Source organism: Thauera chlorobenzoica (assembly GCF_001922305.1).
Lineage (GTDB): Bacteria > Pseudomonadota > Gammaproteobacteria > Burkholderiales > Rhodocyclaceae > Thauera > Thauera chlorobenzoica.
The window spans coordinates 279,851-302,996 of record NZ_CP018839.1; the positions used below are offsets into that span (position 1 = coordinate 279,851).

General features: G+C 57.6%; 20 protein-coding genes and 1 pseudogene. 12 read left to right on the plus strand and 9 right to left on the minus strand.

The window, feature by feature from the left end:
* Positions 1-2: 2 nt before the first annotated feature.
* Entirely contained in the window at positions 3-1,286 is a 1,284-nt protein-coding gene (locus tag Tchl_RS01340; RefSeq protein WP_075146804.1) for a hypothetical protein, read from the plus strand.
* Between the two features lie 338 nt (positions 1,287-1,624).
* Here the strand turns inward: Tchl_RS01340 and Tchl_RS01345 are convergent, their stop codons facing one another.
* The 3 genes from Tchl_RS01345 to Tchl_RS17640 all read right to left on the minus strand — a co-directional run bounded on the left by Tchl_RS01345 (position 1,625) and on the right by Tchl_RS17640 (position 5,545).
* The gene (locus Tchl_RS01345; RefSeq protein WP_075146805.1) at positions 1,625-3,520 is read right to left on the minus strand and encodes a nuclease-related domain-containing DEAD/DEAH box helicase; all 1,896 of its coding nucleotides are present in this window, start codon (positions 3,518-3,520) and stop codon (positions 1,625-1,627) included.
* Positions 3,521-3,588: 68 nt separating this feature from the next.
* Positions 3,589-5,202, minus strand: coding sequence for a DUF4435 domain-containing protein (locus Tchl_RS01350; protein WP_075146806.1), 1,614 nt, complete (start codon positions 5,200-5,202; stop codon positions 3,589-3,591).
* A gap of 94 nt (positions 5,203-5,296) precedes the next feature.
* On the minus strand, positions 5,297-5,545 hold the full coding sequence (locus Tchl_RS17640; protein WP_146060814.1) for a hypothetical protein: 249 nt from the start codon (positions 5,543-5,545) through the stop codon (positions 5,297-5,299).
* A 155-nt stretch (positions 5,546-5,700) separates the two neighbouring features.
* Here Tchl_RS17640 and intI1 point away from each other — a divergent pair, with 155 nt between their 5' ends.
* The 5 genes and pseudogenes from intI1 to Tchl_RS01385 all read left to right on the plus strand — a co-directional run bounded on the left by intI1 (position 5,701) and on the right by Tchl_RS01385 (position 9,932).
* Positions 5,701-6,714 carry a class 1 integron integrase IntI1 gene (intI1, locus tag Tchl_RS01360; protein WP_060920707.1) on the plus strand — a complete coding sequence of 338 codons (1,014 nt, stop codon included), beginning with the start codon at positions 5,701-5,703 and terminating at the stop codon, positions 6,712-6,714.
* 533 nt (positions 6,715-7,247) lie between these two features.
* Positions 7,248-7,520 (plus strand): annotated as a pseudogene (locus Tchl_RS01370) (integration host factor subunit beta); the annotation flags it as partial.
* Positions 7,521-7,951: 431 nt separating this feature from the next.
* Positions 7,952-8,422: a hypothetical protein gene (locus Tchl_RS01375; protein ID WP_200813025.1), complete on the plus strand. Its 471-nt coding sequence runs from the start codon at positions 7,952-7,954 to the stop codon at positions 8,420-8,422.
* Positions 8,423-8,427: 5 nt separating this feature from the next.
* Positions 8,428-9,279, plus strand: a complete 852-nt coding sequence (locus Tchl_RS01380) for a hypothetical protein (RefSeq protein ID WP_075146807.1) — start codon at positions 8,428-8,430, stop codon at positions 9,277-9,279.
* Entirely contained in the window at positions 9,276-9,932 is a 657-nt protein-coding gene (locus tag Tchl_RS01385) for a hypothetical protein (protein WP_075146808.1), read from the plus strand. The genes Tchl_RS01380 and Tchl_RS01385 overlap by 4 nt, the downstream gene beginning before the upstream one ends.
* A 419-nt stretch (positions 9,933-10,351) precedes the next feature.
* Here Tchl_RS01385 and ppk2 read toward each other — a convergent pair whose 3' ends face one another.
* Both ppk2 and Tchl_RS01395 read right to left on the minus strand, forming a co-directional pair.
* Complete coding sequence (gene ppk2, locus Tchl_RS01390) at positions 10,352-11,266, minus strand: polyphosphate kinase 2 (RefSeq protein ID WP_075146809.1); 915 nt, start codon at positions 11,264-11,266, stop codon at positions 10,352-10,354.
* Between the two features lie 58 nt (positions 11,267-11,324).
* A complete protein-coding gene (locus Tchl_RS01395) occupies positions 11,325-11,966 on the minus strand; it encodes a hypothetical protein (RefSeq protein ID WP_075146810.1) in 642 nt (213 codons plus the stop codon).
* Positions 11,967-12,083: 117 nt separating this feature from the next.
* Here Tchl_RS01395 and nhaR point away from each other — a divergent pair, with 117 nt between their 5' ends.
* From nhaR to Tchl_RS01425, 6 genes are all read left to right on the plus strand, one after another.
* Complete coding sequence (gene nhaR / locus Tchl_RS01400; protein ID WP_075146811.1) at positions 12,084-13,001, plus strand: transcriptional activator NhaR; 918 nt, start codon at positions 12,084-12,086, stop codon at positions 12,999-13,001.
* A gap of 132 nt (positions 13,002-13,133) precedes the next feature.
* Positions 13,134-14,507, plus strand: a complete 1,374-nt coding sequence (locus Tchl_RS01405; protein WP_146060816.1) for a metallophosphoesterase family protein — start codon at positions 13,134-13,136, stop codon at positions 14,505-14,507.
* An 84-nt stretch (positions 14,508-14,591) separates the two neighbouring features.
* Positions 14,592-14,903: an IS66 family insertion sequence element accessory protein TnpA gene (gene tnpA, locus Tchl_RS01410; protein WP_075146703.1), complete on the plus strand. Its 312-nt coding sequence runs from the start codon at positions 14,592-14,594 to the stop codon at positions 14,901-14,903.
* Entirely contained in the window at positions 14,903-15,262 is a 360-nt protein-coding gene (gene tnpB, locus Tchl_RS01415; RefSeq protein WP_083945075.1) for an IS66 family insertion sequence element accessory protein TnpB, read from the plus strand. Before tnpA ends, tnpB begins: the two co-directional genes overlap by 1 nt.
* A 29-nt stretch (positions 15,263-15,291) precedes the next feature.
* A complete protein-coding gene (tnpC, locus tag Tchl_RS01420) occupies positions 15,292-16,908 on the plus strand; it encodes an IS66 family transposase (RefSeq protein ID WP_075146702.1) in 1,617 nt (538 codons plus the stop codon).
* A 106-nt stretch (positions 16,909-17,014) separates the two neighbouring features.
* Positions 17,015-17,572 carry a metallophosphoesterase family protein gene (locus Tchl_RS01425; protein WP_075146813.1) on the plus strand — a complete coding sequence of 186 codons (558 nt, stop codon included), beginning with the start codon at positions 17,015-17,017 and terminating at the stop codon, positions 17,570-17,572.
* A 153-nt stretch (positions 17,573-17,725) separates the two neighbouring features.
* Here Tchl_RS01425 and Tchl_RS17645 read toward each other — a convergent pair whose 3' ends face one another.
* The 4 genes from Tchl_RS17645 to Tchl_RS01435 all read right to left on the minus strand — a co-directional run bounded on the left by Tchl_RS17645 (position 17,726) and on the right by Tchl_RS01435 (position 22,835).
* The gene (locus Tchl_RS17645) at positions 17,726-18,337 is read right to left on the minus strand and encodes a hypothetical protein (RefSeq protein ID WP_143069539.1); all 612 of its coding nucleotides are present in this window, start codon (positions 18,335-18,337) and stop codon (positions 17,726-17,728) included.
* Between the two features lie 34 nt (positions 18,338-18,371).
* Positions 18,372-19,187, minus strand: coding sequence for an ion transporter (locus tag Tchl_RS01430; protein WP_075146814.1), 816 nt, complete (start codon positions 19,185-19,187; stop codon positions 18,372-18,374).
* An 849-nt stretch (positions 19,188-20,036) separates the two neighbouring features.
* Positions 20,037-21,806, minus strand: coding sequence for a cytochrome P450 family protein (locus Tchl_RS17650; RefSeq protein ID WP_146060771.1), 1,770 nt, complete (start codon positions 21,804-21,806; stop codon positions 20,037-20,039).
* Between the two features lie 414 nt (positions 21,807-22,220).
* Positions 22,221-22,835: a tyrosine-type recombinase/integrase gene (locus Tchl_RS01435; protein WP_075146815.1), complete on the minus strand. Its 615-nt coding sequence runs from the start codon at positions 22,833-22,835 to the stop codon at positions 22,221-22,223.
* Positions 22,836-23,146: the final 311 nt, after the last annotated feature.

A 23,146-nucleotide genomic window follows, 5' to 3' on the forward strand; every position in this document is an offset into this window, starting at 1 on the left:
GAATGGACGAGGCGATCGTTGTCTTCTCTCGGAAAGGGATTTTCCAGACCACGATCGCCGCGCGTGACGTTCGCAGCCGGGAACATGCGCGCAAGCTGTGGCCCCTGGTGTCTCCCAGCGCATCACGGCAGATGGTGACATGGGTCAGCCCCTCCTTCGAGAGCGGAAAGTTGCGTCGGCGATCGCACTTCCGCGTGCTTCCTGCCCAGCACACCTTTAATCCCAAAGCGCACTTCGACGATGAAGAAGCCAGCCGGTGGCGCGCTGTGCAGGAAAGCCCCGAACACCGGCAAGCGAAAGAACTGGTCGCGGCCGAACTCTCCCGACGCTTGAACGCCGGGCTTGCGATGCCGTGGGCGTTCAAGGACGCGGATGCGTCGGACTATCCGCTGGAAGGTAACTTGTTGCTCGGCGCCGACCAGGTGGTAACCGAGCATCCGCTGGAGACGCCATTCGGCAGCAAATTCCGGCTCGACGTTGCAGTGCTCGGACCACCGGTTCAGGCCGAACCGATGGTGCTGGGCGGCGTTGAAATCGAACTCGGCCACGCCTTCGACGGACGCAAGGCGCTGATTGGGAAGTCGCTCGGGTTCCCGCTCATCTCCATCGACGTCACCGAGATGACGCTGGCCGAACTCACACCCGAATGGGCACAGCAAGTATTGACTGCGACCACGCAGAGCCACGAGCAAGGACGCCGGCAGACCTACATCTATCTCCACGACCTGCTGTACCCCCTCTATGCGCAATTGCCAGCGTTTCTTGACGACGAGCAGCGCCATCAGTTCCTTGTGTTTGCCAACGATGTGGCCCTGAGCAAACTGGTGCGCTGGATGAACTTGCTCGCCGAGAAGCTGGAGTACCCGAGGGGTACGGTCGCCGTTGCCTTGGTCAACGGCAAGAATGAGCAGTCGCGCAAGATGCTGGAACGCGCGGGACAGGTCGTCGGTCCCGACTGGAGTGAGTTCAACGGCCAGAGATGCCTACGGTTGACCCTACCGCGCCCCAAAGGCCCGGCGGATCTCCAGGCCCATCGCTTCCACATGACGATGGCGCGCATCCTGTTGTCGCACACCGATGCGCTTGTTGGCTACAAGTATTGCAACGGCGTGGACAACAACCACCCCGAAGAAGATGTGTGGGTTTCGCACCGCTGGAACGCCGACCTGAAAACCCATACCCAACACCGCGTATTGCCGAAGCGGCTGGCCGAACCGATCAACAGGTTGATGGCGATCGTCTCGAGCTTGCATCGCAATCACGCGACAACTAGCCAAGATGTGTGACTACATTGACGTCTTCGCCCCTGTGACGCCTTGCGCTGCGCCGTGCTGGACCCGATACCAGGCAATTCCAACTGAGCAACCGGAGCACGATTATTTGGCTATTTGCATTCTGAGGTTGGAAGGCGGAGATTTCCAAGTCCAAACCGGCCGGATGCTGAGGTTGGAATGAACGTCTTGGGCGCAACCTCACCTCAACTTCAACTGGTTGGAATTGAGCATGATGAGGCTATGGCTGCTTTGAGGCTGTAAGCCGACGGTGATGTTTCGCAGGTCACTGACGGCAACCGACCCAATGCCGCCGCAGACCTTTTGGGAAAGCTGTCGTTCAACGTTCAAGCTCAGGGACGCTGCGCGGCTTTATCGCGCAGCGTCCCTTGGAGCGCAGGGTTAGGCCGATTTTTGTTTATGAAGTCTGGCCAGCTTTTCCCATACTCGGCCAAATTTGGCTCCCCACAAACAACGGTCAGGAAACTTCCGGACGGATGTTGTTTTAGGCGTGTGAGTCCTGCATATAGCAAAGCCATAGCCCTTTTGTCTTTTGCATGTTCTATGCATATCAGAAGAGCGCGGGCCTCCCACCCTTTGAAGCTGTGAAGAGTGGTTGCCTTGATCCTTGCATCGCCCATGAAAAAAGCAAGCTTCTTCCGGCGACTCTGTCTTTTGTCTTTCTCGAAGGTGTTGACGCAGCGAGCACCTTGTTCTCCAACGAGTGAGACGATACTTTGACCCAGTTCCTGACTATCAACGAGCACAGTCATATCGGACACCGAGAGCCCTTCGTCGCCATGAGATTTCATTAGTTGCCAAATCTCTTCAGCGGTAGTGAATGCTGCCTGTCCGGGACAAACTTGAACCCAACGAAGCTGACAAGGATTGATGTTCAGTTCCATCTGTCGTATCGGCGGAAGGTCTGCGTTCTCACGAGGAAGAAACCGTCTGCCGTAATCCAAGACAAAATCAATCAATCCCGACGGTAGGCGATAGCTTATGTTCAGCTTCGTCCAATTACCGGCAAAACCGGCACCCTTCATGGCTCCGTCCGTCCAAGAATTTGCGGTTCCATACACATCCTGAGTTGCATCCGAGGCGAGCAGCATCTCCCCCCCCGGTTTGCATACTTTGCGAAGCAACGCCCACCAGTTTGGCTGGAAATCTTGGCCTTCATCGACAAGCACAGCGTCGTAACGCTGTACCAAGCCTTCATGATCGCTTTCGATTATCGATTCAACGAGGGAACACAAATCCTGGTCTGGAAAGTGCCCTTCGACACTCCAGAGTGCGCGGTATTCTTCGGCATGGTCTGTGTCCTCACAGACGCGTTTGCACCAATGGTGGAAATTCAACCAAGTGGCTGCCTTGCGCGCTGGCGGATGATTCCTTACGGCAGCGTCTGCGAGATAGTTGAGTAGCGTGATGTTGAAAGCGACGACAAGAACGTCTTTTCCTTCAGCAATGAGTTTCGCTGCACGCGCCGCCAAAACAACTGACTTCCCTGACCCGGCCGGGCCAGTAATTCTTCGGTAGCCCGACTTGGTGCGAGAATTGGCGAGTCGCCGTTGTGTCTCGTCAAGTTCCAGAGGCGTGCGCTGAGTCTTTGGGGCATCCGGTTCCACCAACCAAAGCCGAAGATCAGCGGCAAGTTCCGGGTTCATGAATTTTGATTGGGTTCTTTTGGCTTCTGGAAACACACGCAATAGATCGCCGCGCTCTAATGCGTTTCTTCCCGATATCGGGTTGTATTGAAACCACTCCTGCATTTGCCGATACTCGCGGCAAGGCATCAATAGCTGAGATACCCGGTCGTCGTCTGCGGAAGGAAAAATAATTCCGGCGGTTACGACGGCGAGCCCACTGCGTTGATCTATACGCGGGCAATATAGGTCTTGTATTTCTTGCTTGTATCGAAAGACTTTCTCGACTGGGTTATCACTTTGCAGTGAGAATGTCTTCCCATCCCTACGACCTTTCAGGATTGGTGGCTTATTGGGGCGCGCCTCTACCCAACGCTCGACTGCATCCAAGTCCCAATTCTTCACCTCGAAAACTGCGATTCCCACATCGGGGTGCAGTAATACGAAATCCGGCCGCAAGCCATTCAGGTGAGGCTGAATGTATATCTCCCACTTCTCGGGGAGGTGCGCATCGAAGAATTCAAAGACGCGCCATTCACCTTCCTCCAGCGGTTGCCGGAGAGATTTTAGGTCCCCTCTCGGAGGCGATATGGTTCGTGTCACGTCAGCGGCTCCGTTGGCCTAACGTTGGAATTCAGCGGCGCGCGAAGCGCGTCCGCTGCAATGACTTGTTATGCCATATAGGGAGCGAAGTTGCCAAAATACTTCTTTAGCGATTGCGTAATTTCATTTCGACATTCGCCTTTCGCGAGCCGAACTATAAGCTCGGGAAGTTCTCCATTGGCAAGGCCGAGCGCTGAGCTTGCTTGAGTAGATAGAGATTTGCGATTGTATAGTGATAGGAGGCCTTCATAATTCTTCGCAGACAATACCAAATTTAATTCTGAAAGCGCTTGATTGTAAATGGCGCCTGCGTCAATTTTTCCCGCTAGCGACTCTAGCGCAGAAGTTAGTGCAGCAGCACCTTTTGCTTTTTCATCAAACATATTTAGTTGAAATTTTATTTCGCTTGCGGCACGGAGTGAGACCTGAGTTTCTAGCTCACTTTGCAGCCTCTTAAATATAGCGGAAGAAACAGATAAAAAATCAGCATTTTCATCACGGGCCAGTCGTGTACTGACCAATGCTAATAGTTCCTTGGTGCAAAATAGATTCTCTACCTCAGCGACCGAAAGAACGAATATTGAATCTTGCTCTAGCTTCTGGATTTCAGCGGGAACTCTTCTGTCTCGATCAATGATGCCAAATACGTTAAGGTGGTGAAGTTGCGGATTAGCTTTCAATGCTTTAACTGATTGTACTACTTGACTACAATTGCCTACTGGTATGACTAGGTAGTTGCTAAGAATTGAGGTGTATAGGGCTGAATCAAAACTTCCTGCAACACCCTCTACAAACACAACTGGTTTCCTACTGCCCAATACCTCTAGCAATAAGTCTTCCGGGATAGCCTCATCTTGTTTAATTAACTCCCAATCCCAGCGATTTCCATTAAATGATTTTAACCAAATCTTAGTTGTCTCTTCCATTGCCGCAGCAAAGTCAACGTCATGGGTTAGATATATAAACAAGCAGTCAGGTCTGGATTGCTCTATTTGATCCCAGAGAGGGGCTTGGACTGATTTATGGAGATGTAGTTCTGGCTCGTCAACGACAATAATTGCACTGGACGGGGCGGCCAAGCATTGCCCAATAAGATAAAAAATAACCCGCTCGCCATCACTCATATCCGAGGAATTATAGATACTTTGTTGCGAGTCCTTTGTTTTTGTTTGGATTCGAAGGCCGCCAATCACAAGTTCTCTATGGGGAAGTATTTTTTCCCAAATTTCCTTAACTACATCTAGCTTTGTTTTAGGTGGCTCTACTCTACTGGTTGTCAGTTTTGATGCTGAAAGGTATTTGGCGCTTTCCTCAGTATGGTCTGAAAAAAGAAATACCATTAACTGGTGATAGTCGTTCAGAGGGCTAACCGCTGGCTTACTTTGCCACCTGTGCCCTTGTTTGTATCCCTGGATATTGTTCTGCTCGATAGCTCGCTCATAACCCGTCCATAGTTCGGATGTTGCCAAGTCAATCGACTTTGGTGTCGTTGAGTCGGGCATTGCTAGGGATTTCTGAGCGGATATCCGATGTACTTTATCGCGATCTGGTGAATCAAACTCTATCCAAGTTCCTAGCCTGGTTTTACCGGAACCATTGGCGCCTACGACAAGCAGGCTTCTTGATGATTCGACGACCGATAACTCAGCACTGTTTGGTGGTAGATGCACATTCATTTTCATAATTTGACCATCACACGGAGATAATTTTATAGGGCATAACGGACAAGGTAAGCGGCCCGCAGAATGCGGGTCCGCTTGAGCGAATTGTTAGCCACTAGCTATTGAGAACAGAATGGTATTCAACATCTGAAGAGCTCCATTCCCCGCCGTTTTCATCGACGTAAATCGATTGCCCATTTACTTTCTTTGGAGGTGATGGATGCATTTCTTGGAGAATAACATCTCTTACCAGTAGTTTTGAATCGTACATAAAAACTACAGGGCAAACAGTTCCGTCCTCCAATAAGAGTCCTTTGATATCTCCATTGTTTGGAGAGATAAGTTTGATCTCTTTTGCAGACATAGTTTCTCCTCTCGGCTAACTTTGTTTTAGGGCGACTGCCCTGCTGCGTAACATCGTTGCTGCTCCATAACATCAAACATCGACCCACGGCGTAACGCGCTTGCTGCTTGGATGCCTGAGGCATAGACTGTACAAAAAAACAGTCACAACAAGCCATGAAAACCAGCACTGCACCGTTACCACCGCTGCGTTCGGTCAAGGTTCTGGACCAGTTGCGTGAGCGCATACGCTACTTGCATTACAGCTTACGAACCGAACAGGCGTATGTCCACTGGGTTCGTGCCTTCATCCGTTTCCACGGTGTGCGTCACCCGGCAACCTTGGGCAGCAGCGAAGTCGAGGCATTTCTGTCCTGGCTGGCGAACGAGCGCAAGGTTTCGGTCTCCACGCATCGTCAGGCATTGGCGGCCTTGCTGTTCTTCTACGGCAAGGTGCTTTGCACGGATCTGCCCTGGCTTCAGGAGATCGGAAGACCTCGGCCGTCGCGGCGCTTGCCGGTCGTGCTGACCCCGGATGAAGTGGTTCGCATCCTCGGTTTTCTGGAAGGCGAGCATCGTTTGTTCGCCCAGCTTCTGTATGGAACGGGCATGCGGATCAGTGAGGGTTTGCAACTGCGGGTCAAGGATCTGGATTTCGATCACGGCACGATCATCGTGCGGGAGGGCAAGGGCTCCAAGGATCGGGCCTTGATGTTACCCGAGAGCTTGGCACCCAGCCTGCGCGAGCAGCTGTCGCGTGCACGGGCATGGTGGCTGAAGGACCAGGCCGAGGGCCGCAGCGGCGTTGCGCTTCCCGACGCCCTTGAGCGGAAGTATCCGCGCGCCGGGCATTCTTGGCCGTGGTTCTGGGTCTTTGCTCAGCACACGCATTCGACCGATCCACGGAGCGGTGTCGTGCGTCGCCATCATATGTATGACCAGACCTTTCAGCGCGCCTTCAAACGTGCCGTGGAACAAGCAGGCATCACGAAGCCCGCCACACCGCACACCCTCCGCCACTCGTTCGCGACGGCCTTGCTCCGCAGCGGTTACGACATTCGAACCGTGCAGGATTTGCTCGGCCATTCCGACGTCTCTACGACGATGATTTACACGCATGTGCTGAAAGTTGGCGGTGCCGGAGTGCGCTCACCGCTTGATGCGCTGCCGCCCCTCACTAGTGAGAGGTAGGGCAGCGCAAGTCAATCCTGGCGGATTCACTACCCCTGCGCGAAGGCCATCGGTGCCGCATCGAACGGCCGGTTGCGGAAAGTCCTCCCTGCGTCCGCTAGTGGCCGAGAGTGTGAGGTCACGAACGGCAGCTTCCCGGAAGCGAAACTCGCGGGAGGCCCGTCTGGCTGATCGGCAGCTTTGCGGAAATCTCTATGACTGCAACGGGTCGATAGGGTGAGCTCGAGGTATCGGAGACCTGCCGTTCAACCTCGTTTGCGCGCTCGGCGACCGGTGTCGTCGGCATTGCCGCCGCTCGCTGGGCACAAGCTGAACGGCCCCTTCGGCCGAGTTGCTGAAGTAGATCATCCGGCAGGTTTTAGAGTGAAGCAGCCCGTCAGGCGTCTGATCTGGAGAGCATGTCTCCGTCAGCTCTTGGCTAAATTGTACGCATGCAGCATCGGGCTTGAAGACATCCGCCCGTTTCCCCAACGCAACCGATAATGGTCACCGTCTAACCTTCCCCCTTGCGCACAAGTTGCTAAACTTCTTCCATGGTCAAGTCAGAACTCATCCGTTGCATCGCAGAGCGATTCCCGACGCTGACGGCAGCTGATGCGGACGCGGCAGTGAGTCTCATTTTGGAACAAATGACCCAAACGCTCGCGGTCGGTGACCGGATCGAGATCCGTGGGTTTGGTAGTTTTGCACTGAACTACCGTCCGCCGCGTCAGGGACGCAATCCCAAGACCGGCCAAAAGGTCGAGATCCCGGCCAATCATGTCCCGCATTTCAAGGCGGGGAAAGAATTGCGCGATCGAGTTGATGCCACCGTTGCGCCGGATACCAAGCAGCAGCGCAAATACACCCTCGACAAGTTGCTGGCCCAGTGCAAATCAGACGCCCCGTCGCCGCGGGTATCCGGCTGGGACGACATGGCGCCGCTAGGAAAGGAGCTCCTGTAAGTTGCTTTGGCGAAACGGCATTTGCGTCGCGGAGCATTATCGGCGACCGCGGGAGAACAATCAGACGCCTTATCGGTTGCTCGGTGTCTGATTCGATGGCGCCCCCATCCGGAGATGGACATTGGATGACTTCTGCCTTCCTTGGTCAGCGGCATCGTGCGACACGACTTGATTGAGAGGCATCGGAAGATGACAGAAATCCTTGGCTGTCTCACCCCGGCTGGTGTCCCGCATGAGGCTGACCGCCGTCGACCGCTGGGTCATCTGCCGGATACACGAAGGGCGGACGCCTGATGGGAATCTCGAGCCGCAGGTTTTTGCTGGATCAGGACGATCGCCTGTACCAACTGCCCCACTCAACGTACGAGCGGATGCGGCAAGACCCGGGCAGTCACCCTATTACCCGCTTCGCAAGTCAGCGCGTACGCATGGCAGACCTGCTGGTTGAACTTGTGGATCGTCAGCCGATTCGCGTCGTTCGCTGTGCCTATGGCATTTTTACCTTCACTGCAGATGGGTGTTTTGACCCAAGCACGTTCGAGCGCCAGCAATGGGCGCGTGCCGAACAAGCATTGGCGCCGCTGTCCGCCAAGTTTGACGGCACATCAACCGTCGTCGACGCCAAAACGCGCTTCGTCGCCCAAGGGGGGCACTGGACCCCATCGCAGACGTTGGCGTCTCGAATCCGCGATGCTGCGCTGGAGCAAGGGGATTACACACGATTGGTCGTGAGCCCTTCGCGGCCTGCGCCTTCCGTCCGGTGAGTCCCATGCAGGAATCACCTGAACAAGCGATCAAGCGTTACGTGCAAAGCGGTGAGTACGACACGCACTTCCGGGCATGGTCAGGGGACAGCTACCTCGGCCGCGTCCAGCACGGGGATGCGGCCCTGCGTAAGGCGCTGAAATCGGCGGTCCACGAGCGAGCCACGTGCGCCTCCGCTCCAGCGGCCCTGGACGAATTGGATGTTGCCGCGCTCACCCGCCGGAAGGTACTCCCCATGGTTCAGGGACTCTTTCCCCGCCACGAACAGGCGTGCGTCCTCGAAATGCTCGAGCGTTCGGTGGTCTTTCTCACGCCGGTGATGATTGATCAGGTGCTCGAACAGAGTCAGTGGCTCCACACGGCTTGGACTCTGGCAAACCTCTTTCTCGCCGGCGTCAAGGCCGAAATCCTTTCCGACGATGCCCCCTACCTTGTGGGTCTGAGCGAGGAGACGACCTGCTACCTCTCGGCAGCATACTTCGACGCATCGGGGCGCTTCGACGACTTTCTGGTGCACGAGGTGGCCCATATTTTTCACAACTGCAAGCGCCGCACCATTGGGTTACGCGAGACCCGGCAGCGTGAGTGGCTGCTGGAGATCGACTACGCCAAGCGCGAGACCTTCGCTTACGCCTGCGAGACTTACAGCCGCATTCACCCGTTGGGCAAGGGGCCACGAGCACGACAGATGCTGCTTGCGGAATATGCGCAGGGGCCAATGCCGGCAGACGACCGGGTGGATATCGCCGAGTACCTCGATATCCTCGGCGAGGCCGTGGTCGCGCGCAATGGCTGGAAACGCATCCTGACGCGCTGCGCGCCGCCCCGACATCGGCAAAGCTCGATACCTCAATGACTGACCTGACAGAACTGCGGACCGAACTGCGCGGGCTGCGCCGCTGCGACCTGCTGATCATTGCTGAGCGCGCCGCCGAACTCGTGTCCAAGGCCAATCTAAAGCCACTTTTGAGCGACTTCATGCATGTCGATGTCCTGGTTGTGCCAGGGACAAAGCCAGTTCCTTTGATCGAAGAAATCCAGAAGTTCTACAGCGAGAGCTGCGACGGCCGGTACTTCGAGCAGTGTGAGGCCAATGCCAAGAACTACAAGGAACACTCAAGGGGTACGGACGCGTTTGTTGCCGAACTCGACCGCTTACTACGCAAGTGTGTCCAAGCAGTCGGGCGGCAACCGGGCGCCTCAGTACGCGAAGCGTTCGAGTTCCTCTTCCGGCTGCTACGTCGTATCGATGAAGCACCCGATGATGTGGTCTACTTCGCCGAGGAAGCCGGCTCATGGCAGCTTGGCGTCAACTGGCAAGTGGTATTCCCCGCCTACTTTCGATGCTTGGCTGAGATGGCATCCCCCGAAGAATTCGCGAGAACCATTGATCAGATGATCCGTGCCTTCGCTGAGCATGAGCGGCCACTGCATCTGAGAACGGCACACCAGGTGGCGTCGGCCGCGCAGCAGGCCAAACTTCGAGCATTGAGCGGGACGGGTGGATGACAGCCATAGTCATTAGAGGAGGTCGATCGGCGAAAGCCAGCAGAGATTTGCGTTGGACCACCGAAAGTCGCGCGCTGGGGGATGCGTCAGGTTTCGGCCACCTGCTGCCGTTGGGCTTTCCCGGTTCAACGTCAGGAGCAGACTGATTGCTGTCGCTCAGGCTTCGGGGCCGGCTGAGTTTTCTCGACCCAATCCGGACTTTGTGCGTCAGACCGGAATATGGCGGTAATGAGCCAGACAGCCGCCACTCAACTGGCTTCAATCTTACTGGAAGCGGTGTGATTCAGCTGGCTATTGAAGGAACGCATAGACCGCTGGCGGATCGCTGCGGCATCGTCGGTTGCCATAGGCACTGCAAGCATTCGCTGGAAAAGCCGTCTGTCAGCCAGTGCGACCGCCGCGCCTTTGTCAAGGCTGGCTCAGTATCGCTTCGGAACGTACAACTCCGGCGGCATCACGCTTCGTTCGTAGTCCGGGTTGAAAACCCGATCGGGCAGAACGACAGGGGTTTGTGGAACGTCCTCGTAGGGGATGTGCTCAAGCAGGTGTGAAATGCAGTTAAGGCGGGCGCGCTTCTTGTCGTTGGCCTCGACGATGTACCACGGTGCCTCGGGGATGTTCGTCCGTGCGAGCATGTCCTCCTTCGCCTTCGTATAGTCCTCCCAGCGAACACGGGATTGCAGGTCCATCGGACTGAGTTTCCATTGTTTCAGCGGATCATGAATGCGCATCAGGAAGCGCAGCTGTTGTTCCTCGTCGGCAAGGGAGAACCAGTATTTGACTAGACGAATGCCTGAACGCACGAGCATGCGCTCGAATTCGGGAACGTCTTCGAAAAACTGTTGCACCTCGTCCGGTGAAGCGAAGCCCATTACGCGCTCGACGCCAGCACGGTTGTACCAAGAACGGTCGAAGAGGACGATCTCTCCAGCAGCGGGCAAGTGAGGTACGTAGCGCTGGAAATACCACTGGGTCATTTCCCGCTCGGTTGGCTTGGCTAGTGCCGCCACGCGGCAGACGCGTGGGTTCAGACGTTGGGTGATGCGCTTGATGACGCTTCCCTTGCCTGCCGCGTCCCGGCCTTCGAAGATCACCACCACTTTTTCGCCGTGGTGTTCAACCCAGTCCTGCAGCTTGATGAGTTCTGCCTGCAGCTTGATCAGCTCAGTGAAGTATGTGCGACGGTCCAGAGTGTCGGCATGCTGCTTCTTGTAGACCTTGCGCAGTTCGAGTGACAGGACAGATTCCGAGAGTTCGAGTTCGAAGTCTTCGTCAGACTCATCGTCGAGTTCGGCTTTCAACCATTCCAACGCACCCTTGTGGGTTTCCGACATGTCGATCCTCTAATCATTGTCCTCACGAGCCTGCGCCCGCGTTCCCTACTACGAAACTTCAAGAAGCGGGGGCAACCAGATCGACCGTGATCTGATTCCGATTCTGAATGGAAACGATCAAACCGAAGCGTGCTCCATCCTTGAGGTATTCATGACGTTCCTCCGTGGTTGTGGCTGACAGGAGGTTCTGCTGATAGCCCTGTGCGGCGAAGCCTCCCGCATAATGGCCGATGACTTCAGGCAGCGCAGCCTGACCTTGATAACGTACCTGAACATGCTGGTCGGTACGCAACCACTGGACCCGGACCAGACCCGGAAAACGAGCGACGGGTCCCGGGTCGGTTCCCGATACGTCGCTGGTTGGCAGAGTGTTCGCGGAAAGCGCCGGTAGCAATGCCCCCAGCGTTTCCTGGGCACCCGGAATGATCTGCTCGACTTGCGCCGTCGCCGACCGCACGGTCTCCTGGGCTCCTGGCATGAATTGCTCGACCTGGGACGAAATCGACCGGACCGTCTCGGGTGCGGCATCCACGCCTTGCTGCGCCATCCCAAAAAGCCAGCCAGCGATGCTGATCGCTGCCCAGGCGAGGAGTCCCATCAACAAGAGCAGGAAGGCGGCGATGAGAATCCAGGTTTTGCGACTGATGGAAGACAGGCCGCTCAAAAGGTTACGAAATAGCGGGTGTGCGAATGCGTTCATTGCTGTGACTCCATCTTGAACAAAGGGTTGAAACAGGCGCCCACCTTAAAGCGTGCCCGGGTTTTGATAAAGACGAATTATGGTTAATAATATTTCGGATAATTCCGATAGGTTGATATGAACCTCAAGCATCTTCATGTGTTCTGGACGGTTTCCCGTCTCGGAGGAGTCAGCCGGGCGGCGGATCAACTCGGTCTCACGCCACAAACCGTCAGTGGTCATCTTCGTCACCTCGAAAAGGAATTGGGGGCCGTTCTGTTTCGTCCGGCCGGTCGCGGTCTGGAACTGACCGAGGCCGGGCACCTTGCCCTGTCTTACACCGATGAAATCCTGAAGCTCGGCGGGGAAATGAAGCAGGCCTTGTCCGCGTCGCTGCAAAGTCCGATGCCGGTGCTGCGTTTGGGGATCACGGATGTCGTTCCCAAGTCGTTTGCCTACCGCTTGCTGGCACCCGTGGGCAAGTTGCCGGATCCGGTGAGACTGGTTTGCCGGGAAGGCAGTCTGGACGTGTTACTGGCCGAGTTGGCCTTGCAGCGAATCGACATGGTCGTGGCAGACCGTCCGATGCCGTCCGGTTTGGCGATTCGGGGTCATAGCCACAAATTGGGCGAGAGTGCGCTGGCTTTTTTCGGGACCGACTCGCTGTGCAATGATCAGGGTGAATTTCCGGGCTGCCTGAATGGCGCGCCGCTGCTCCTTCCCGGATCGCACGCCGCGATTCGTGGTCATATCGATTACTGGTTAAATGACCAGCGTTTGATGCCGCGTTTGATGGGTGAGTTCGACGATAGCGCACTGATGAAAGCCTTTGGGCAGGCCGGCGCCGGGTTCTTTCCGGCACCCGCCATCCTTGCTGATGAAATATGCGCGCGCTATGAGGTCCGATGCATCGGCCGGGTCGATGACCTGCATGAAGTATTCTGGGCCATTACCGCCGAACGAAGGATCAGTCACCCCGCGATCATGACGGTGATGGAATCTGCCCGTGTGGCGTTGTTTCCCGGGGCGAATCACGCAACAGATCAACTTCCCTGATCAGAAGGCATCATGCAGTCAGACAAACAACGGATTCACAGAGCACTACCATCAATCACCTGGAGCGCGATTCTTCTTGTCTGGAATACGTGCTGATGTTTCGTGACCTCAAACTTGGCGTGGAGTTGAACCATGATCGATGAAGGGTCACCCATTCCGTGGGTCTTGGCAGGCCCGATCCTGCGACAATGCGCGCCGACTCGGCTGGTGTGCTGGCTGGCGGTGCGCGAGCCGGTCCGTTTGCGCATTCGTCTCGATCCCGACGAAGGGGCGTCACAAGAACGGGTGCTCGTTCCCGGTGCACCGGGTTGCCGGTTGCTGACCGCCGGAACGCACCTCCACTATCTGTTGATCGACCTGCACTTCGATACCCCCTTGCCGCAGGATTGCTGGATCGGCTACACGGTGGCACTGCAAAGCCTGACGGCGGTCGATGACGCGTGGCTTGAGCATGTGGATTGGGCGACCGAGCTGTGTTACCCCGACAAACAGTCCCCCGGCTTCGTGCTGCCCTCGCGCATTCACAGCCTGCTGCATGGATCATGCCGCAAGCCGCATCATGCCGGCGGTGATGGTCTCATCGAGGCTGATCGTCTGCTGGAAGATCTGCTTGCGCGGAAGGTGTCGCCGACAGACGGCGCCGCGCCGTCGGAAGCGCCCGATGCGCTGCCCGTCTGGCCGTCGGTGTTGATAATGACCGGCGATCAGGTCTATGCCGACGATGTAGCCGGCCCGATGCTGCACGCGATTCATCAGGTGATCGCGCGACTCGGCCTGCCCGATGAGCCGCTGGCCGGCGGTGAGCTGAGCGGCGCCGACAGCGCGCAGGCGCTTTACCGCCATCCGGCTGGATTTTACCGTCGCGAAACCCTGTTGCCGCGCCATGCGCGCAACTACGCACTGGTCGAGGTGTTGTTCGGCGGCGTGGAGAAGCCGGTGTTCACCACCGACAGCGCCCACAATCATCTGATCTCGCTCGGCGAGGTGCTGGCAATGTATCTGTTGGTGTGGTCGCCGGCCCTGTGGTCGCAGATCGACCTCACGCCGCCTGCCCATCTGGATGCCGACTCCCTGAAGCGCTACAACGCGGAGCGTGACGTGATTGAGGCGTTTGTCGCAGGGTTGCCGGCGGTGCGGCGGCTTTTTGCCCATTTGCCGACAGCGATGATTTTCGATGATCACGACATCACCGACGACTGGAACCTGAGCCGCGAGTGGGAGGAGGTGGCCTACGGTCATCCGTTCTCACGGCGGGTGATTGGCAACGCCGTGTTCGGCTACCTGATCAATCAGGCCTGGGGCAATCACCCGGACGCTTTCGATGCACAACTGCTGGATCAGGTTCAGGTCAGCCTCGAGACGCCCGGAGCCGAAGCACATGACGCGCTGATCGAACGGTTGTTGCGCTTCGACCGCTGGCACTACACCTGGCCTACCCAGCCGCCGCTGGTGGTCATGGATTGTCGCACCCACCGTTGGCGATCGGAGTCTGCCGCCCGCAAGTAACCGGTAACTGAGCGGCGTCCTTCTCGCGGCGTAGCGATCGTTGAATAATTCTCGCCATGTTCAACGACGACGGGATTGGCAGTGATGGCATCGACGGTGAGGAGCAAATGGCGGCGACGCGGCCACGAGGAATGGCGGGCGGTGTTCGATCGCTTTGCGGCAAGCGGTCTGAGCATCCGGCAGTTCTGCGACAGCGAGGGCTTGAGCAAGTCGAGTTTCGAGCGCTGGCGCGGCCTGCTGGCCGGTGAGGCGTCGAGCGTCGCCGATCGCGGCGATGCGTGCGCTCGTGCGGGCTTTGTCGATGCGGGCCTGGTCGACGTTGGCGGCGGTGCAGGCCGGCTCGAGCTCAAGCTCGATCTGGGTGGCGGTGTCGTGCTGCATCTGGTGCGCGGCTGATGTTCTTCCCCGAAGGGGCGGTGCGGGTGCATGTCTATGGCCGCCCGGTTGACATGCGCAAGTCCTTCGATGGGCTGTACGCGCTCACCCGCCACGCACTTGGGTGCGATCCGCTGTCGGGCGAGCTGTTCGTGTTCATCAACCGGCGCGGCACGCAGATGAAGGTGCTGTACTGGGATCGCAGCGGCTTTTGCGTGTGGGCCAAGCGCCTCGAGCAGGGACGGTTCGTGTCCGACTGGTCGCGGGTGCTCACTCGCCAGATGGACTGGACCGGGCTGAAGCTGTTGCTCGAAGGCATCGAGCCGGCGCGCTTCAAGCGCCGTTTCAAGCTCCCGGAAGTGGCCGCCAAGCCCGCATGAATGCTGGGTTTTACGGTAAAATTCCGGCCATGACGACGCCCGTTTCGCTGACCGTTCCGACGCCCGCCGAGGCCGCCCGCTGGGCGCCCGAGCAAATCGTCGCACTGGCCCAGGCGAACGCGGCCGCCGCCCGCCAACTCGATGCCCTGCAGCTCGAGTTCCAGGCGATGAAGCATCAGATCGAGTGGTTCCGGCGCCAGCTCTTCGGGGCGAAGAGCGAGAAGCGCATCGTCGATGCGAGCCCGCATCAGATGAACCTGGGCGAGTTGCCGGTGCCCGAATCCTCGCCGCCGCCCCCTGCCAAGGACATCGCCGCCCACACCCGCCGGGCCCGCACCACCGATTACGCGGCGGGCGACGCATCGGCGCTGTTCTTCGACGAAGCCCGCGTGCCGGTCGAGACCATCGCCGTGGCGAACCCGGAAATCGACGGGCTCACCGCCGACCAGTTCGAGGTGATCGGCGAGAAGGTCAGTCACCGCCTGGCACAGCGCCCGGGCAGCTACGTGATCCTCAAGTATGTGCGTCCGGTGATCAAGCGCCTCGACACCCAGGCGATTTCCTGCCCGGCGGCACCCGAGGGGGTGATTCGCGGCAGCCGCGCCGATGTGAGCTTCGTCGCCGGGCTCATCACCGACAAGTTCTGCTACCACCAGCCGCTGTACCGCCAGCACCAGCGGCTCGGGGACAACGGCATCAAGGTTTCGCGCCCGTGGCTCACGCAGCTCACTCACGGGGCGCTGTCGCTGCTCGAACCCATCTTTACGGCCCAACTCGACTCGATCCGCGCGAGCCGCATCAAGGCGATGGACGAGACCCCGATCAAGGCCGGCCGGGCCGGCCCGGGCAAGATGAAGGGCGGCTACTTCTGGCCGGTCTATGGCGAGCGTGACGAAATCTGCTTCGCCTATCACGAGGGGCGCAGTGGCAAGCACATTGCGCAGACCCTGGGCACCGACCCGCCGCCCGAGGGGGCGGTGCTGCTTACCGATGGCTATGCGGCCTACGAACGCTACGCGGAAAAATGCGGGCTCACGCACGCGCAATGCTGGGCGCACTCGAGGAGGAAGTTCTTCGATGCGCAGGCGCTCGAGCCCGAGCGTGCGGGCCAGGCGCTGGAGATGATCGGAAAACTGTACGCGGTGGAGAAGCACATCCGCGAGGCCAGGCTCGTCGGTGAGGCACGCCGCGCGCATCGGCTCGCGCAGGCCAAGCCCGTGCTCCAGCAGTTCTTCGCCTGGGTCGACGCCCAGTTCGAATCCCAGGGCCTGTTGCCCAGCTCACCGCTCACCACCGCCATGGCGTACGTGCGCGAGCGCCGGGCCGCCCTCGAGGTGTACCTCTCCGATCCCGAGGTGCCGATCGACACCAACCATCTGGAGCGGGCGCTACGCGTGGTGCCGATGGGCCGTCGCAACTGGCTCTTCTGCTGGACCGAGGTCGGGGCAAAGTACGTGGGCATCGCGCAGAGTCTGATCGCCACCTGCCGCCTGCACGACATCGACCCCTATACGTACCTGGTCGATGTGCTCCAGCGCATCGGCCAGCATCCGGCCGCCAACGTGGCGCAGCTCACCCCAAGGCTGTGGAAGCAACACTTCGCGGCCAATCCGCTGCGATCCGATCTCTTCGAAATCTCGAAGTAGGCAAGGACGCCGGGCAGTTACCGCTTACGCCCGCAAGCCTTCCGGCCTGCTGGACTGGGAGGCGCTGACCGATCTGCAGCAGACCATAAAGGGATTACCAGCGGTATTGCTGGTGTCGCCGGCGCCGATCTTCGGCGTCAAGCTGATCGAGTCGATTCAGCGCGTGTTCTCCTGGTTCGGCCAATCCCTGATGGTCGACGCCGAGAACTGGATGGCCCACCCGGGGGCGGGCAACGCCATCCTCAACATCTTCCGTCACCCGAAAACCCCGCAGCACTTCGTGGTGCTGTCGGGCGATGTTCACTACTCCTTCGTCTATGACGTCGAGCTGCGCGGTCGGGTGCGCGGTCCGGACATCTGGCAGATCACCAGCAGTGGGCTGCGCAACACGTTTCCGCCCCGTCTGCTCGATGTGCTCGACCGCAGCAATCGCTGGCTGTACTCGCCGCGTTCGCCACTCAACTGGCTCACGCGCCGTCGTCACATGCGCGTCATCCCGCGCAAGCCCGACGGGATCGCGCACGGTCGCCGCCTGCTCAACGGTAGCGGTATCGGCCTGGTCGAACTCGACGCGGAGGGCGTGCCGTGGCGCATCCGACAACTTCTCCATGATGGCCGGAACGTCAACTTCTCGCGCCGTGAGGCGGAGTCGCGTTGGGATTGAGCGGTCTGGCGCACTGGCGTCACCCGGAACAGCGGTGAAAAAATGGTGTGCCATCCCTTCAAGGATGCGTGACCCATTGGCCGAAACCGTCACGTCAAATGTGAACTCGCGGAAGTTGATGAAATAGAGTTGGCGTTGATTGACGTTCGCCTCCTATCTCGGATCCCGGCAAGCAGAGACCAGCGCGGCGCGAAGGTGAGGTCGGTGGGTGTCAGGCACTTTGAAGATACGTGCTCGACCCGGTTTTGCAACCATCGACAGGAATCGTTCGGCAGTCCAATACCAAGGGCGGTAAAGATAATCGTCGAAGAAAATGGTTGTGCCAGGTTGGGCGTAGTAGGCCGTGGCCAAAGCGCATGCCAGCCGGAATCGCCCGTCAATCAAGACCAGATCAGGTTGATGTCCCGCCACCCAGGGGCGTGATGGGTAGCGCAGCCAACGGCGCATGCTTTTTAACTGCAAGGGATAGCCAAGCGGTCCGACACGCCCAATATCGACGTGAATGGGGTGCCAGTCCAGGTTTGGCGAATCCCTTTGAATGCAACCATCTACAGCGTTGAGAAAACGGACATCGGATTCGACCGAGATCAAGGATTTGACCTCATGAGCGGCAGCGAAACGCGTAGATCCGCCCGCCCCATACTCTAGGAAGCAACGACTGTCTTGCAATAAACGACCCAGCGCATGAATGCAGGTCTTGGTCATCCACGGTGTGTCGCCAATCAAGGGTTCAGCGCGATAGGTCTTGGAAGTCTGGGTCGCCATAGTCATTTGTCAAAAAGTGAATGATGTTGTGGTGTCACGTCGTGTGACTGCTATTTTGAGCCGGGAACTGCGCGGCGCGTAAGACCGCGAGTTCGGCGCGAATCGCCTGAAGCTCGCTCATCACTGCCTGGTGCTCCTCGACCACAAGTGTTCGCGTTTCTTCTTGCTCTACATGTTCCGTGGCACTCATCGCATCCACCATGATCGCGATGAACAGGTTGAGCACGGCGAAGGTCGTGAGCAGTATGAAGGTGATGAAGAAGATCCACGCGAAGGGATGAGCCTCCATGACCGGGCGGACGATGCCCATCGACCAAGACTCCAGGGTCATGATCTGGAACAGGGTATAGAGCGAGGCGCCAATCGAACCAAACCAGTCAGGAAAATCAGCAGCGAATAATTTCGTCGCCATGACCGATGCGATATAGAACAGTAACAGCAACAGGCTCACCACCGAACCCATGCCCGGGAGGGCGCGCAACAATGCGCTGACGACCTTGCGCATCGACGGCAGCACAGAAATCAGGCGAAGTGCGCGCAGGATGCGCAGGGAGCGCAGTACCGCGAGTCCCTCATCGACCGGCGCGACGGTGATCGCCACGATGGTGAAGTCGAAGACGTTCCATCCGCTACGAAAAAAGCTCGCCCGATACACCACCAACTTCAAAACGATCTCCACGACGAAGATTGCGAGGGCGATCTGATCGAGGGCGAGGAGCAACGACCCTGCATGTGCCATGGCGGTGGGCCAGGTTTCCAGGCCCAGCGTGATGGCGTTGACCACGATCACCGCGATGATGAAGTTCTGGAATGCTCGCGATTCCACAAAATGCTGAAGTTTGATGATCATGATTTCGATCCGATGAGCGCAGGAAATGCCTGCCGGACGCCGCGATAAGGATGGATCACGCTGACATTGGCGATCGCGGGCTCAAGTTTTCGGATCCATAGCCATGAAGTCATTTCACGCTCCAAACAAACAAAAAGGGTCTGATCCCGATGGGCACAGACCCTTGATGCTGTTTGCGAGCACGGACCTTGCCTAGCGGCAAGGTCTCGCTTGCAACGGTAATTTCCGTCGCTTCGGGCACCGGGCGGCGATCTGATGATCGGTCTGCCGTGATGACGATACCCGAACGGATGAAGCTACTCCCCTTGATGCTGGGAAGTCTATGAGATGCTGAAACAAAGTCAAGTGAAGCGAAAATTAATGCTTGAATGAACCCGTCCGTTCTGGAGATACCGGTAGCGCGCGCCAACGAACGGCGACCTGCGGTTGCACAAGTAGCCGACGAAGGTTTACGGCTGAGGCCATATTGTTGGTATCAACAATCAGGTCGGCTTCAATGTGGCCGCGACACTGAGTATGCCTTTGTCACCGGGCAACAAGAAGTCTGGTCCTGACGTTCAGTCGGGAAAGCCAAATGACGACTGATGGCGGGGTGCTGAAATAGGATTCCCGAAGGCCCATGGCCGCAAACGCTGCATTGCTGGCGTAGAGGCTGAGAAAAGCTACTTCAGCTTTGGGTCGGGTTGCGACCGACACCCACTCGGATTCATCGCCGTAAAGCCGCCGGTTTGGGTTCGCTACCCATAAGCTGCCGCTCGCCGAGGAGTGGTTTGGACCTTTAGCGGTTGGCCGAAAAGTCAGAGGTTTACGGGCGGGTGTCCGAGTCAAGCTGTCGCGCCCATACTATCTTTATGCTGCCAAAGCATCCTCAATCAACCGAGCACTTGCCAATAAACTATCTGTCAGTCGATCGTAAAGTGCGTCTATTGCATAGCCCCACCCCGTCGTGGTTGCGGTCACGTCAATCCCAAACACTGCTGCACCCGACGAAATTTTCGCTTCCCTTTCGGCACCAGGAGTGTGTGCCTGACTGGATCGCAATCCGTTGAGTGCAAATAGCGTCCGCAGCTCTGGTAATTCTGTCTTGGGGTTCCATTGTGGCACTACAACATCAGCATCTTCAGTCAATGCAAGGCCTTGCCCTAATGAAATTGTTGCCAACTGACAAACGCAGGCAAGCAGCTTGAGCGACGCAAATTCCTTGATCTGTTCCTTCGGTACTCCCAACTGCCGGGCCATTGCCCTCAGCGGTGCTGGCTTGAGTAGCTCCAAGAGTTTGAACAGGCTGACTGCGCGGTCAAGAAACTGTTCCCGACTTGCCGCTATAGGCGCAACGGCGAACAGAGGACGCATTACCTCGAACGACCACCACCCTCGATAGGCAACCTCTTCAGTCGATAGAACGCCAATATCATCCTGCGTATAGTTCATTCCGATTTGATCTGACAGATACGCCAGGTTTGCCGTCAGCGTCAAATACGCATCCAGAACATCCTTTGCCCGAATGGCGATATTGCGATTGCCATGGGTCACCCGATCATGTTCGGCAACCGACTCCTGAACGGAATAGCGGTGCCAGTGCGAAATGACATGAGGAGGACATCCCTCATAGAGCTGTTTCAGCTCGATACGAATGTGATTTCGCCCGACACGATATGTTCTGGCCGTTCCCCACCAACCGCTGTAGCTCACCCCTCCTGATTCGGGGTGAATCCTATACTCCGGGTGAGCCTCATACTCCAGCAGCACCTCGTCACGAATGTGCCCATACACCCACTTGGCCGCCGCACGTTGATAGTTCATTGGCTCGGTGTCATCAGGCCATGTCAATTCCGGGTCAGTCGCGTCAGTAACCGGTCGTGACCGTGGAATCAGGATCAAGCGTGCTCCCCACACTCTGGACATCTGAGGTGCCAAGGAGTGGTACTTGTCATTCAGCACCGCCATGCCAAGCAAACGTCCAGGTAATTCGAACTGGTCACCTTCTTGGCCTTTCAGGACGGCGACGAAAGAGTCGTCTTCCGAAGAAAAGCGCTCTTCGTAGTAAACCGCTACGGCGGCGCAGTTCTTCAGGTGACAGAAATCTTCAAGGTATTCGCGGCGAATCGTGATCAAGCCCAAGGGATTGTCTTTTTTGTCACCATGGTTTACATGCGACTTCACACGCAGTACGTCGTAAACCGGGCCTCGTGGATCGTCCCAACACACCGTTCCGTCATTGAGGTGGCGAGGCGTCAATCCATACGTCATCAGCAAAACATTGTCGGGAAGAATGACTTCCCTATCATGGTAACTCCAGGAATTAATAATGGTCTGGAAGCGCTCATTCTTGCCCTTGCGTCCGTCAATCCAGAAGCTCGTCTCATAGACTTGGCCTTCGCCTACACAAGGGACTGGCCCCCATGAGCGTACCTCGTAGCCGATACCTCCAGGAGCACTCAGTACCTCATCAACCACCTCAAGCGGTACCAGGGCAGTACGAACAAGACGAAGCCCCTTATAACCGTTCTGGGGAGCTTCATTGATTTCCGCGACAACAACGTGATCAGAAATCCTGTTGTCGTAGGGCTCCCTCAAATGCTGCACTGCTTTGGGCCAGTAGTCATGAAGATCACTCATGTCGCAGGACTCTTGACGGAAGTCTCGTTAATGTCGCACATTTCAGAATACAAAAATGGGAACAGAGTGCAGGTTTAAGACCTGCCTATGGAATGTCACTGATGCTATCAGTATCCGGCCTGACGGTCCGCTCAGGCCGAATTGCTCGCGTAGGCCGTCCGGCAGATTCTTGCGTGAAGTGGCCGCTCGAATGGCTGGTAGATGTAGATGGTGACCGGCAGGATATGGCCGGGTCGAGCCAAGACGGGGTTCAAGTTGGCCGCCGTAAACCGGGCATCCAAGACGATCCAGCGAGGCAAATCCTGGCCGGATCTCCAACGGCCGGTTCTGGCCGATACGACCCTTCCAGCAACGCGCCGGAAAGCAGCCGCCCGTCGCGTCGAAGGCTTTCGGCGGGCGGCCGTCGGGGCACTGTCAGATTTCTATCTGCTCAGAGATCTCCAAGGCATCGTCGACCTCGATGCCGAGGTACCGGACTGTCGATTCCAGCTTGGAATGACCAAGCAAGAGCTGGACGGCTCTCAGATTCTTTGTCCGCTTGTAGATCAGTGTCGCCTTCGTGCGGCGCATCGAATGCGTACCGTAGGCTGCGGGATCCAAGCCAGCCGACGCCACCCATTGCTCGACGATCCTCGCGTACTGCCGGGTGGATACGTGCGGCGATTCGTGCAGCCGACTTGGAAACAGAAAGTCTTCCGGCCTCAGCTTTGCCTTCTCGATCCACGCAGCCACCGTCGTTCGCGTCGGCTCGGTCAGTTCGAACTGAACCGGCCGCTGCGTCTTCCGCTGGATGACCATTGCCCGCGACAGCACTTGGTTGCCGTGGGTTACGTCGCGAACGCGCAGGCTGACGAGATCGCACCCGCGCAGCTTACTGTCGATGGCGAGGTTGAACATCGCCAGATCGCGCACGTGGTGAGCGTTCTGAAGGTGGATGCGGATCGCCCAGATGTCCTTGGGCTTCAGCGGCGCCTTCTGGCCCACCAACTTTCCCTTGTTCCAGGGTTCCCTATGCTCGTAGGATTCCATGCCAGACTCCTTGGCTGTTGATCGGAGTCTGATTATTCGCCAGGAACCGTCCGGCAGCTTTACGGAAGGCAGATGAAATCGTGCTATCGGCCACAACCGGCCGGTCGGCATCTCTCAACCACCATCATCCGAGCGGCAGTTTCACTCCGAAACCTGCTTGACGAGCTACTTCGGGACGTCGGCCCGAGCGGTCGTGCTCAACGCCAACTTGGTCCGCAATGGAACGGCTAACTGCCGGGACACTGCGAAGCTTCGTCGTCGGCGGGTATCCGATTTCCGCTACTTCCGGATCCGACCCTGAGCTGACTATC

What these genes read in the sequence shown, in the direction of transcription:
- Tchl_RS01340 (WP_075146804.1), top strand. Translation starts at nt 3, where the DNA reads ATGGACGAGGCGATCGTTGTCTTCTCTCGGAAAGGGATTTTCCAGACC.
- Tchl_RS01350 (WP_075146806.1), bottom strand. Translation starts at nt 5,202, where the DNA reads ATGAAAATGAATGTGCATCTACCACCAAACAGTGCTGAGTTATCGGTC.
- Tchl_RS17640 (WP_146060814.1), bottom strand. Translation starts at nt 5,545, where the DNA reads ATGTCTGCAAAAGAGATCAAACTTATCTCTCCAAACAATGGAGATATC.
- intI1 (WP_060920707.1), top strand. Translation starts at nt 5,701, where the DNA reads ATGAAAACCAGCACTGCACCGTTACCACCGCTGCGTTCGGTCAAGGTT.
- Tchl_RS01375 (WP_200813025.1), top strand. Translation starts at nt 7,952, where the DNA reads ATGGGAATCTCGAGCCGCAGGTTTTTGCTGGATCAGGACGATCGCCTG.
- Tchl_RS01380 (WP_075146807.1), top strand. Translation starts at nt 8,428, where the DNA reads ATGCAGGAATCACCTGAACAAGCGATCAAGCGTTACGTGCAAAGCGGT.
- Tchl_RS01385 (WP_075146808.1), top strand. Translation starts at nt 9,276, where the DNA reads ATGACTGACCTGACAGAACTGCGGACCGAACTGCGCGGGCTGCGCCGC.
- ppk2 (WP_075146809.1), bottom strand. Translation starts at nt 11,266, where the DNA reads ATGTCGGAAACCCACAAGGGTGCGTTGGAATGGTTGAAAGCCGAACTC.
- Tchl_RS01395 (WP_075146810.1), bottom strand. Translation starts at nt 11,966, where the DNA reads ATGAACGCATTCGCACACCCGCTATTTCGTAACCTTTTGAGCGGCCTG.
- nhaR (WP_075146811.1), top strand. Translation starts at nt 12,084, where the DNA reads ATGAACCTCAAGCATCTTCATGTGTTCTGGACGGTTTCCCGTCTCGGA.
- Tchl_RS01405 (WP_146060816.1), top strand. Translation starts at nt 13,134, where the DNA reads ATGATCGATGAAGGGTCACCCATTCCGTGGGTCTTGGCAGGCCCGATC.
- tnpA (WP_075146703.1), top strand. Translation starts at nt 14,592, where the DNA reads ATGGCATCGACGGTGAGGAGCAAATGGCGGCGACGCGGCCACGAGGAA.
- tnpB (WP_083945075.1), top strand. Translation starts at nt 14,903, where the DNA reads ATGTTCTTCCCCGAAGGGGCGGTGCGGGTGCATGTCTATGGCCGCCCG.
- tnpC (WP_075146702.1), top strand. Translation starts at nt 15,292, where the DNA reads ATGACGACGCCCGTTTCGCTGACCGTTCCGACGCCCGCCGAGGCCGCC.
- Tchl_RS17645 (WP_143069539.1), bottom strand. Translation starts at nt 18,337, where the DNA reads ATGGCGACCCAGACTTCCAAGACCTATCGCGCTGAACCCTTGATTGGC.
- Tchl_RS01430 (WP_075146814.1), bottom strand. Translation starts at nt 19,187, where the DNA reads ATGATCATCAAACTTCAGCATTTTGTGGAATCGCGAGCATTCCAGAAC.
- Tchl_RS17650 (WP_146060771.1), bottom strand. Translation starts at nt 21,806, where the DNA reads ATGAGTGATCTTCATGACTACTGGCCCAAAGCAGTGCAGCATTTGAGG.
- Tchl_RS01435 (WP_075146815.1), bottom strand. Translation starts at nt 22,835, where the DNA reads ATGGAATCCTACGAGCATAGGGAACCCTGGAACAAGGGAAAGTTGGTG.